The 12015-nt window shown below is 57.1% G+C and carries 8 protein-coding genes; 5 read left to right on the forward strand and 3 right to left on the reverse strand.

The window, feature by feature from the left end; genetic code table 11:
• Positions 1–69: 69 nt before the first annotated feature.
• A complete protein-coding gene (locus AC3IUF_RS12135; RefSeq protein ID WP_007910859.1) occupies positions 70–1170 on the forward strand; it encodes a polyamine ABC transporter substrate-binding protein in 1101 nt (366 codons plus the stop codon).
• A 116-nt stretch (positions 1171–1286) separates the two neighbouring features.
• Here AC3IUF_RS12135 and AC3IUF_RS12140 read toward each other — a convergent pair whose 3' ends face one another.
• Positions 1287–2261, reverse strand: coding sequence for a TerC family protein (locus tag AC3IUF_RS12140; RefSeq protein WP_489281111.1), 975 nt, complete (start codon positions 2259–2261; stop codon positions 1287–1289).
• Positions 2262–2425: 164 nt separating this feature from the next.
• Here AC3IUF_RS12140 and AC3IUF_RS12145 point away from each other — a divergent pair, with 164 nt between their 5' ends.
• Complete coding sequence (locus AC3IUF_RS12145; protein ID WP_007910862.1) at positions 2426–3370, forward strand: Dyp-type peroxidase; 945 nt, start codon at positions 2426–2428, stop codon at positions 3368–3370.
• Here the strand turns inward: AC3IUF_RS12145 and AC3IUF_RS12150 are convergent, their stop codons facing one another.
• Entirely contained in the window at positions 3371–4159 is a 789-nt protein-coding gene (locus tag AC3IUF_RS12150) for an AraC family transcriptional regulator (RefSeq protein ID WP_095111479.1), read from the reverse strand.
• 84 nt (positions 4160–4243) lie between these two features.
• Between AC3IUF_RS12150 and AC3IUF_RS12155 the strand changes: the two genes are divergently transcribed.
• Together AC3IUF_RS12155 and AC3IUF_RS12160 are read left to right on the forward strand one after the other, a co-directional pair.
• Positions 4244–5242: a bile acid:sodium symporter family protein gene (locus tag AC3IUF_RS12155; RefSeq protein ID WP_007910866.1), complete on the forward strand. Its 999-nt coding sequence runs from the start codon at positions 4244–4246 to the stop codon at positions 5240–5242.
• A 398-nt stretch (positions 5243–5640) separates the two neighbouring features.
• Positions 5641–9615 (forward strand): nSTAND3 domain-containing NTPase, encoded by a 3975-nt coding sequence (locus tag AC3IUF_RS12160; protein ID WP_489281112.1) that lies wholly within the window; start codon positions 5641–5643, stop codon positions 9613–9615.
• On the opposite strand, the gene AC3IUF_RS12165 is transcribed toward AC3IUF_RS12160, so the two are convergent.
• On the reverse strand, positions 9605–10210 hold the full coding sequence (locus AC3IUF_RS12165; RefSeq protein WP_095125684.1) for a response regulator transcription factor: 606 nt from the start codon (positions 10208–10210) through the stop codon (positions 9605–9607). The genes AC3IUF_RS12160 and AC3IUF_RS12165 overlap by 11 nt on opposite strands.
• 115 nt (positions 10211–10325) lie before the next feature.
• Here AC3IUF_RS12165 and AC3IUF_RS12170 point away from each other — a divergent pair, with 115 nt between their 5' ends.
• On the forward strand, positions 10326–11954 hold the full coding sequence (locus AC3IUF_RS12170; RefSeq protein WP_489281113.1) for an ATP-binding response regulator: 1629 nt from the start codon (positions 10326–10328) through the stop codon (positions 11952–11954).
• The last annotated feature ends 61 nt before the right edge of the window (positions 11955–12015 follow it).

The following is a 12015-nucleotide window of genomic DNA, read 5'->3' on the forward strand; positions in this document are numbered from 1 at the left end:
CCTTTACAGCCGCTGCCGTGTACAGAACATAAAAACCATCGAACTCACGCTGCCTTTTGGGGAACAACCATGGTCACGATGAAACGCATTCTGGGTGCCACTGTGTGTGGGCTGTCGCTGTTGGCCGGCGCGGTCCAGGCTGAGCAACGCGAACTGCGCGTGTACAACTGGGCGGATTACATCCTGCCGTCCGTGCCCAAGGATTTCGCCGCAAAAAGCGGCATCAAAGTGACTTGGGACACCTTCGACACCAACGAATCCCTCGAAGCCAAACTGCTGACCGGCAACTCCGGCTACGACCTGGTGGTGCCGTCGAACCAGTTCCTTGAAACGCAGATCAAGGCAGGCGTGTTTCAGAAACTGGATAAATCGAAACTGCCGAACTGGAGCCACCAGGACCCGGAACTGTTGAAACTGCTGGGCAAGAACGATCCGGGCAACCAGTACGGCGTGCCTTACATGGTCGGCACCGTGCTGATCGGCTTCAACCCGGCCAAAGTCAAAGCGGCACTGGGCGACAACGCGCCGGTGGACAGTTGGGATCTGGTGTTCAAGCCGGAGAACATGGAAAAGCTCAAATCCTGCGGCGTGGCGATGCTTGATTCGCCGACGGAAATCCTACCGCTGGCCCTGCATTATCTGGGCCTCGACCCGAACAGCCAGAACCCCGCCGACTATGAAAAAGCCAAGGAGCTGATGCTCAAGGTTCGCCCGTACGTGACTTACTTCAACTCGGCCAAATACATGACTGACATCGCCAACGGCGATATTTGCGTGGCCATCGGTTATTCCGGCAGCTTCTACCAGTTCGGCAATCGCGCCAAAGAGGCGAAAAACGGCGTAGTGGTTGACTGGCGTCTGCCGAAGGAAGGCGCGCCGATCTGGTTCGATACCTTCGCCATTCCGAAGAGCGCGAAGAACGTCGCCGAGGCGCATGAATTCCTCAACACCTTGCTCGACCCGAAAGTGATTGCGCCGATCAGCGACTTCCTCGGCTACCCGAATGCGAACAAGGATTCGATGCCGCTGATCAACAAGGAAATCACTGACAACCCGAACCTGACACCGACCCCGGAAGCGCTGAAAAACCTCTACGTCGTGCAGCCGTTGCCGCAAAAACTTGAGCGTGTACGCACCCGCGTGTGGACCAACATCAAGTCCGATAAGTAACACTGCTCCCCCTGTAGGAGTGAGCCTGCTCGCGATAGCGCCAGATCAGTCAACATCGCGTCGTTTGACAGACCGCTATCGCGAGCAGGCTCACTCCTACAAGGTTTTGTGGTGTGTCATTCCGTGCTGCGTTCGGTTTCTCTAGTCATCACCAGACTCAGCAGAACCGAACTCAGGATCACCCCGCCGACCACCGCCAACGACCATTCCACCGGCATGTGCAACCACGGCATCAACACCATCTTGCCGCCGATGAACACCAGCACAATCGCCAGCCCATACTTGAGCAGATGAAAGCGGTCCGCCATGTCCGCCAGCAGGAAATACAACGCGCGCAGGCCCATGATCGCGAAGATGTTCGAAGTGAACACAATGAACGGGTCAGTCGTCACGGCGAAGATCGCCGGGATGCTGTCGACCGCAAACATCAAGTCACTGGCCTCGATCAGTACCAGCACCAGAAACATCGGCGTGGCCCAGCGCACGCCGTTCTGCAGGACGAAAAACCGCTCGCCATGAAAGCTGCTGGTGATGCGCATATGCCCGCGCACCCAACGCAACAGAGGATTCTTGTCCAGATCCGGCTGGTGGTCGGCGAACACCAGCATCTTGATCCCGGTGAAGATCAGGAACACGCCGAACGCATACAGCAGCCACTCGAACTGCGACACCAGCCAGACACCGGCAAAAATCATCACCGCGCGCATCACGATCGCCCCGAGCACGCCGTACAACAGCACCCGCCGCTGCAACTCCGGCGGCACGGCGAAGTAGCTGAAGATCATCACGAAGACGAACATGTTGTCGATCGACAGCGATTGCTCGATCAGATAACCGGTGAGGAATTCGAGGGTTTTTTCCCGGGCAATCTCGGCGCCGAACGCGCCGTGCAGATACCACCAGAGCAGGGCGGCGAAACTCAGTGCCAGCAGGCACCAGGCGATGACCCAGGACAAGGCTTCGCGCACTGAGACCCGATGCGCCTTGCGCCCACCGAAGACAAACAGGTCCAATGCCAGCATGGCAAGTACGAAGACGATGAAGGCGCCCCACATCCATGGTTCGCCGATATTGATGTTGGTGGCTGGCATGTCACGCTCCCTGTCTATTCTTGGATTGGGGTCAGACGAGGCCATGCTAGCGACCAGTTTGCGGCAAAGAAAAATCGTTTATTTCTGCGCAACAGTTCGTTAAAAACGAACTATCCGCCCTCGTTAACTGCTCGGGCACTTTTTACGGAGCAATGTTTTCAGCGATGAATACCGACATTCTCGAACCTCAAGCGGTGTGCAGTCCGATCACCAGCAGCGCGATTTTCATCGTTGCGACGCTCAACGACGGGGCTGAAGCCGCGCAAACCGTCAAAGACTGGTGCGGCGATGTCGCCGGGCTGGTGCGTTCGGTTGGCAAGCGCGTACCGACAGGCAATCTGACCTGTATCTGCGGCTTTTCCTCGAACGCCTGGGATCGACTTTTCGGTAATCCACGCCCGGCATCGCTGCACGGTTTTCGCGAATTTGGCGGGGAAGGGCGGCACGCGCCGGCAACCCCGGGCGATCTGCTGCTGCACATTCGCGCCGATCAAATGGACCTGTGTTTTGAACTGGCCACGCAAATCATGGCGGTTCTCGGCGATGCGGTGACGGTGGTCGACGAAGTGCAGGGTTTCCGCTATTTCGACATGCGCAGCATCATCGGTTTCGTCGACGGCACGGAAAACCCGGTCGGACGCAAAGCGGTCAATTTCACCATCGTCGGTGACGAAGATCCGGGCTTTAGCGGTGGCAGTTATGTGCTGGTGCAAAAGTACCTGCACAACATGACCGCGTGGAACGGCCTGAGCGTTGAAGCGCAGGAGCGCGTCATCGGTCGCACGAAACTGTCCGATATCGAACTGGACGACGCGGTCAAACCGAGCAACTCGCACAGTGCGCTGACCACCATCACCAATGCAGCCGGCGAGGAAGTAAAAATACTCCGGGACAACATGCCGTTCGGCCGTCCTGGAGCAGGGGAGTTCGGCACGTTCTTCATCGGTTACGCGCGCTCGCCGGAACCGATGGAGCAGATGCTGGAAAACATGTTTGTCGGCAAGCCACCGGGTAATTACGACAAGTTGCTGGATTTCAGCACGGCGGTCACCGGCAGCCTGTATTTCGTGCCGTCGGCGGATTTGCTGGAAGAGCTGGCGGATCGCTGATCAACGAAAGAACTCCCCCGGCGTTTCACCGAACTGCTGACGAAACGCCGCGATAAACGCCGATGTCGAGTCGTAACCGCAGGCCAGCGCGACGTCGGTGACGCGTTCACCTTTCTCCAGCGGTGTCAGCGCGCCGAGCAGGCGCAAGCGCTGGCGCCAGGCGCGGAAGGTCAGGCCGGTGTCGCGCAGAAACAGGCGGGTCAGGGTCTTCTCGGTGACGCCGAACTTCTCGCTCCAGTGGCTCAGCGTGGTCTGTTGTTCCGGGTGTTGTTCAAGGCTCTGGTAGATCTGCTTCAAGCGCGCGTCTTGCGGCAGCGGCAGCATTAGGTCGATCTGCGGCGCTTCGGCCAGTTGATCGAGGATCACTTGCGCCAGACGTCCATGCGGGCCGCTCTGGTCGTACTCCACCGGAACCTGACTGAACGCGCGGATCAGCTCCCTGAGCAGATCGCTGACGCCGAGTACATGACAGCGCTCGAGCGCCCATCCGGCAACGCTGCAATCTATGTACAGGCTGCGCATTTCCGTGTGCGGCGAGCTGAACACCCGATGCGGTACGCCCGCCGGGATCCACACCGCGCGTTCGGGCGGGGCGACGAAGCGGCCGGCACTGGTCTGGATTTCCAGCACGCCCTGAATCGCATAGGACAACTGCACCCACGGGTGACTGTGGCGCCGGGTCAGGGCGCGATTGGGCAGCGATTCGGTGCGCCCGTACAGTGGACGCGGCAGGCTGGGCAGCCCGGGAATGCTGCGCCGAACGCTTTTGTCATGTCCTTTAGGCGGCATCTTGTGGCCCTTCGGCGTTAGTCGGTAATTCGCAGCCACGTTAGAGTCGTCGGCACGCCCTGGCAACCCCCGGATGAACCGACCATGACTCGCCCACGCTTTTTGCCCGACAACTTCACCCTGACGCTGATCGGCGTCGTACTGCTGGCCAGTTTCCTGCCGGCCAGCGGCCAGGTCGCCGTTGGCTTCGGCTGGCTGACCAACATCGCCATCGCACTGCTGTTTTTCCTGCACGGCGCCAAACTGTCCCGCGAATCGATCATCGCCGGTGCCGGGCACTGGCGCCTGCACTTGCTGGTATTTGGCCTGACCTTTGTGCTGTTCCCGATTCTCGGGCTGGCGCTGAAACCGCTGCTGTCTCCGTTGATCGGCGACAAGCTGTACATGGGCATGCTTTACCTGTGCGCCTTGCCGGCCACGGTGCAGTCAGCGATCGCTTTCACCTCGCTGGCGCGCGGTAATATTCCGGCGGCGATCTGCAGCGCGGCAGCTTCTAGCCTGTTCGGGATTTTCCTCACGCCATTGCTGGTGACGCTGCTGCTCGACGTCCACGGTGATGGCGGATCGACGCTGGATGCGATTCTGAAAATCAGCGTGCAGTTGTTGCTGCCATTCATTGCCGGGCAGATCGCCCGTCGCTGGATCGGCGCATGGGTGGGGCGCAACAAGAACTGGCTGAAGTTCGTTGATCAGGGTTCGATTCTGTTGGTGGTCTACGGCGCATTCAGTGAAGCGGTCAACGAAGGCATCTGGCATCAGATCCCGCTAGTCGAACTGCTCGGGCTGGTGGTGGTTTGCTGCATCCTGCTGGCGCTGGTCTTGCTGGCGTCGACGCTGCTCGGCAAGGCGTTCGGTTTTAGCCAGGAAGATCGCATCACCATTTTGTTCTGCGGCTCGAAAAAGAGCCTGGCCACCGGTGTGCCGATGGCGCAGGTGTTGTTTGCCGGTAGCACGATTGGTGTGTTGATTCTGCCGTTGATGCTGTTCCATCAGATTCAATTGATGGTCTGTGCGGTGCTCGCTCAGCGTTATGCGAAACGGCCGGAATCGGTGCCGGAGCTGATGGCGCAAGTCGATCCATGATGCTGACCGCCTGGTTCCTCCAACCTCCGACGCCCGGCGACCCATCAGTTCAACCCGTTCGTCCTATTGCGGGAAGTTGCTGCATCTGACTTTGATCAAGGTGTTAGGGCAAGCACAGTGTTGTGTGCAGGGCGAGCAGCTATGGCCCAGATCTGAATTGATCTCATGAGTTCAGGAGTATTTTGTTGTAGCAGCGTTCAAGATGACTTAATGAATGGGGCTGTTGCGCCTATCGGATTGGCACGTTGGTTGTTGCACAGATATGATGAATCAAAGCTTGAATCGCTTCGACGCTTGAATCGGCTGACCGGCCAGTTACCCCTATGACTCCAGGCGGTTTTTTCCCTTCCTGATCCCGACAGGAAGAAGTCATCGTCGCCTGTCTGGATCGATCTTCTATGACATCTCAAGGACATCAAGGCGCAACCGGAACTGTTGCGGAAGATGAACATGCCTCCAGAGCGACTCCCCTCGCCGGATTCGAGTACCAGATAGATGTCTCAGTCTGGCTTGCTCTCGATTTGATTCTGGTATCCCGACAGACCAGAGAGGTGGTGCTCGAGCCGGCAAGTCAGGAAGATCTTGAAGCAGAACTTTCAGGTCAAGAGCCGGGACGGCTCGTGAGTCTGGTGCCGATGGCCGACTATACATTGGTTGTCCAGGCTAAGAGGCGTGAAGGTAATGCCTGGACACCGAAGACGCTCAAAAGCCTGCTTGAATACGGCAGTACAATCAGGCCCAGTGCATCCACTCGGCTGGCCGATCCCCGCTGCCGTTACTTGCTGGTTACCAGTGCGGGCCTGAACGGTGATGCGCAAAAGCTCGGTCGGCGCAGACCGGGAATGTGGCCCGGCCCGGACACATTACCGCAGTTGATCGCTAAGGGCCTCAATCACGACATCACCGGGCGATTTGCTGTCATTGCCAATCAGGACGACGAGCGTCTTCGCGTTGATATTGATCGACTTCTTCGAGAAAGCTGTCGCGTACCCAATGCTCGACTTGAGGCGTGCCTCATCCAGTTGCGAGAAGCCGCTCGTGCCCGAATAGTGCGAGCAGGGGGGGGGCGTTTGGAGCGTCAGGAACTCGAAGACATCATTCGCCGGCATGACGGCTATCTCGCGAGCTCGCCAGAGCTCGAGCATTATGTTTACCCGACTAACTGGTCAGATCTGCGAGCGCAGATGGCACAGAAATCGGCGGCGATTCTGGTCGGCCAATCCGGTACAGGGAAAACCCTTGCGACTCAAATGCTCTATGACGAATTGCGCAAAGTACATCCCGGGCTGACGCGAGTATTGATCAGGCAGGGCCCTTCACAACTGCGCGACGATACGACTCCAGCGCCCGTACTCTACGACATCGAGGATCCGTGGGGGCGGTTCGACTTTGATCAAAATAGTCGCGCGTGGAACGATCAACTCGGCCGTTTTTTCGCCAGTGCCAGAACCGACAGAATGATAATTGCAACGTCGAGACGGGACGTTGCATTAGCATCAGGCTCTTTGGATACGATAAAAAACTGGGAGATCAAACTGGAGGCTGAGCACTACGGTTCGGATCAACGGCACAGGCTCTACACGACTCGAGTAGACAGTTTGCCGCAAGCACAGCAAAAGCTCACTCGTCTGTCTGAAACCCAAGTGCTGGGCGAACTTGCTACGCCGCTAGAAATTCAGAAATTCTTCGATGCCATACGAGCGTTGGATCCTGAGGATTTTCACAGCGATTTTTTTATCGTGAATGAGGCCATTCGTCGTGCACACCAAAACTCGATAGAGCAAACGGTCATTGAGCAGATTGAGGCACGCGGAGATATAGACGCTGCCGCGATACTTTGGGCCCTCCTTGGAACCGGCGACCAAGTGACTCGCTCGATCCTTCTTGTGGTCGAGGATGGTCTATGTGACATGGATGAAAAAAATTCCGCGAATGTCTCTTCGCTGGTTGATTGCTTTGTCGCCGCTCGTAACTTCCGCCAAAACGAAGCAGGTGACCTTACCTATTACCATCCGAGAGTCGAAGCCGGAATCACCCGAGCGCTTGAGAAAAATCGTCGGCAAGTACGGCAGGCGTTGCGTCGACTGATTGATTTTCTGGTTTTGTGCAAGCGTCCAACAATCGAATGGGGCGTTGCAACAGCGGCTCTCATACTTGAACGGGTCGGCACTTCCTTTGCAATTGAACCTGGTGAAGCCGTGCAAGCCAGGATTGATGCATGGCTGGAAGCAAGGCTTATGGAAGGCGGGAAGGAGTTCGAACAGTATCTAAAATGCGCTGCCAATGTGGGGTCCAGCGCGAGCAACGCTGCAGAGGTTGCTCGCTTTTTATTGACTCGAGCCCCAACCGCGTATGCCGGAAGGGATGAGTGGGAAGCGTTGATGCGACCGGCTGAGTGGTATCGCGCGCGCGCGGTTTCAATGTCTACAAAGCCTCTGTTGGAAACGTTCATACGAACACTGTTGCCGATTGATTTTGCTAGTTATCCGGCAAACTTCGCCCAAGAACTTTCAAAATTTGTACACGGTCTGGAGTCTGCTTTTATGGATGCTGCACGCGCAGTAGTTCAGGCCGGCGACTTGTTTTCGCATGACGCTATTGCTTATGGCGCGCTTCAGGACTTCGACGGGTTCGAAGAAATAGTTGATTTGGCAGTGAGCTTTCTGACGCCAACGGAGGACGACCTTCGCAAACGTGCGATGGATTACCTTGATGTGGTCAACTGCGTTTATGACGAGGAGCATGAGTTCGTTCTTCACGACAATGACCAAGGGCAGGCGGCCCGTCAGTTTCTCGAAGCATATGTCAATGTCGCTCGTGCCAAACGAAACTGGGAATGTTTGGCGCGTCACCGGCATATAAAATGGCTTAGGCATCATTGGCTGTGGAGTTTCTCTAGAGATGTTCGCTTGCATTCACTGGACGATGACGAACTTGCTGCAGCCTTCGCTGTTGGATACGGGACAGAGGAGGAGGAATACCTCTGGTTGGCGTTATTGTCAGACTGGAAAGAGCAATACAGTGTTGCCCTTCACACGCGGCTGCGTGAAGGGGCGTCGACGTTTGCCGTCGACTCTTCAGCATTGGCTTGCGTTTTAAGGAATGATCAACAGGGCTGGCGGGAGCTTTTGGCTTATCTGAGACAAGAGCGGAATGTTGAGCGATTTGTAAATATCGGGCGAGGGCTCGCGCATCTTCATTGCGATGAAACCCAAAAAGGCCAGAACGCGCTGGCTGAGGCGGCTCGGATGCAATTACCTGCGCCGTTCAACGAAATCTGCGCTGCGGAAATCGAGCTGAAGAAAGAAAAACGGGTCGTTCTTTCGCAAACAGCGCTGCAAACGTTGCAAGGTATTGAGAATGCAGACGCTTTGATACGCTCCCTCCGGTTGCAACTGGATGCACACTGTCCGCTATTCATCGAGCCGGATGTGTGCTGGGCATTAGAGACAAGCTATGACTTCGACACGGTTGTGAACGCGGTATCGGCAGCTATCCGGCATGGGATGGCATCATATGTGAACGCTGCTTTGAAAAACCAGTTCGCGCATGCCGTAGCGATGGCGCTCGGTGCCATTGCCTCATCGCTGGAGGGGCCTTTGCCGGCGTACCTGCTGGATCTTGCAAACCATCGAGGGAGCCCGGTTCGATTGACTTTGGCAGAAGCGCTCTGTGCAAATGTTCATCCTTCCTATCAGCAAACGCTGATCAAGCTTGCCAAGGATCAATGGTGTCAGAGTGACCTGTACCCCAATTCGGAGTATCCAATAGCGCGGGTTGCAATTGCTGGACTCATCGAACTTGGCGGGGTCGAGTATCGTGACGGTCTCGAGCTGTGGAGCAAGGCCATACTTTCCTCAGACGATGAAGTGCTCGCCGGTATTTTCCGCGTGCTGGCGAACTCTGGTGCAAATCTACAACGAATGCTTTTTGATTGGGCAATGACACCGGATACAGGCCGTTCGCAATCTGCTGCTATTGTTGCTCTCCTGGATTCACGCGAATCTATCGATCAGCGACTGATCGAAGAGTTTAGCGCCGACCAGATCGCTACGTGCCATGCACTGGGGGCGGGTCTTCTAGCAGTGCTTCTGGGGGATCGAGGTTCTGTTGTATCAGTACAGCGGATAGCAAAGGATTTGGCAATTAACCGCGTGCGTAGTTCTCTTTTATTTCTCGTAGCGGGCGTGCTGAATAAACGCGATCCTGTTGTTGCGAGGGAAATAGTGCAGTGGGTTACCTCCGATCCGGAAGTATTGGATTGGGCCCTGTCATGCACGACTACTACCATTGATGAAGCCCGGATTGCGGAGTTCGGGGAACCAGAGATCATTTCTCAGATCCGGCGGTATAAAACTCGGCTCAGTAATTAAATCCGCCCGAATACTTCACCGCGGCTGCCCGCGAGGGCACGTTCAATGTGCGCAACAACGACGACACATGAATCCGCACCGTGAACGGGGAAATATCCAGTTCACGGGCGATTTCCTTGTTGGTCTTGCCTTGGGCGATCAAGCGCAGGACGTCTTGCTGACGAGGCGTAAGGGCGGCGCCGGTTTCCAGCGGCAGCAAGCCGGACGGCGCAAACTTCACCAGCACCTCACCTTCACGAATCGCCAGAATCGCCTGACCGATTTCATCGGGGGCAATGTTTTTGCCGATAAAACCGTCAATGCCAGCGGTCATGACTTCGCTGATCAGCGACTCATCATCGACCATCGACACCACAATCAGCGTGGTACGCGGCAAGCGTCGACGCAGTTCGGCGAGCTGGCTCACACACGTGAGCCCGGGGAAGCGCAAGTCGAGAATCAATGTGTCCGGCTCGCCCAAAGGCAGCAGCGCCAGTACGGCGTCGAGATCGCCCGCTTCTTCGATAACGGCTTCGGGCAGCAACCGCTGCACCGTGCGCAGCATCGCCTCGCGAAACAGCGGGTGATCGTCGGCTATGATAATTCGGCAGGTCATGGCATGACCCTCCCTGGGTCAGGCGTTACTCAAGGCTTGCACCTTAGCACCGGGCGCGTGTGTTGCCTGTAGGCTGATTCTGAAACTGACGATTGCCGCACAAGGACGTTTAACCATGAAGTTCGAGAAAAACACCGAACTCGATCAGGCCAATCTGCGCATTATCATTGCCAGTATCGCCGTGGTTTATATGCTGATACTGGGCTTTTTGCCGGGTCAGCGCTTCGATACGTACCTGCCGATCATTACCTACATCATTGTGTTTTTGTTGGCCTCGATCGCCCTGCGTCAGGCGATTGCGCGCTGGCCGGGGCATTACCCGGCGCGACGGATTTTCGCCATGATCCATGATTACACCGGCACCTGCTTTGGTCTGGTGGTGGGCGGCGAGATGGCGTTGCCGCTGTACGCGGTGATCATCTGGGTCAACCTCGGCAATGGCATGCGCTATGGCTCGCGCTATCTGGCGATTGCCACGGCGCTGGCGCTGCTGGCATTGCTGTGTGTTTATCGCCTGACGCCGGTGTGGCAGGCGCAACCGTTCATGGTGTTGATGCTGATGCTCACCAGCACGGTGATTCCGTTCTATGCGCACTTGTTGCTGGAACGCACGCGCAAGGCCTCCGAAGAGGCGGTGGCGGCGAATCTGGAAAAGTCGCGGTTTCTCGCTCAGGCCAGCCATGATTTGCGTCAGCCGATTCATTCAATTGGACTGTTTACCGCGTGCCTGAGGGAGTCGCGGTTGGGGGACGAGGAACGGCGCTTGGTCGATAACATCGACCGATCGCTGCTCAACGTTTCGCAACTGTTCCGCTCGATTCTCGATCTCTACACCCTTGATAACGGCCGGGTTCTGCCCAAACTGCAAACCCTCAATTTAGGGGAATGGCTCGCGGATCTGATTCGCCAGAACGCCGAAGCGGCGCGTTGGGCCGGGGTCGAACTGCGTTTGCGCCCCTGTGAGTATTGGGTGTGCACGGATCCGGCGTTGCTCGCGACCATGGTGCAGAACGTGCTGTCCAACTGCTTCAAATACGGTGCGCAACGGCCGGTATTGATCGGCGTGCGCCGGCGCGGGGCAGGGCTGGCCATCGTGGTTTATGACCGTGGCAACGGTATCGCCGAGGAGCATCTGGGCAAGGTGTTCGAGGAGTTTTATCGGGTGCGGCAAGTGCGCGACAAGGATGTCGAAGGCGTTGGGCTGGGGCTGTCGATCGTCAAGCGTCTGGGGGAGTTGATCGGTGTCGGCGTTACTCTGCGTTCGCGGCTTGGGCGCGGAACGGCGGTGACTTTGTACGGGTTGCCGATCGCCGCGCCAGCGCTGTTAACGGTCAATCGGAATGAGGCGCGCCAAGTCGGTTTGCTGACCGGGCTGAAGGTGTGCCTGGTGGAAGATGACCGCAATGTGCTGCTGGCGACTTCAGCGTTGCTGGAGCGTTGGGGCTGTGTGGTTCAGGCCGAGTTGACGGCTCAGGACTTGGTCACCGACTGCGACATCATCGTCGCCGACTATGACCTCGGCACCCATGCCACCGGCATCGAATGTATCGATGATATGCGCAGGCAGCGCGGTTGGGCGGTACCGGCGATGATCATAACCGGGCATGACGTCGAGAAAATCCAGGCAGCCTTGCACGACCGCGACATCGCCATCCTGTCCAAACCGGTACGCCCGGCCGAACTGCGCGCGACCTTGAGAGCCCTGCGCGATCGCCAGCCCGAACCCACCGAAAATGCCTTGTAGGAGTCCATGGGGCTGTAGGAGCTGCGGCACGCTGCGATCTTTTGATGCTGATGAGAAGGGC

This window comes from Pseudomonas sp. KH_040 (assembly GCF_057839305.1).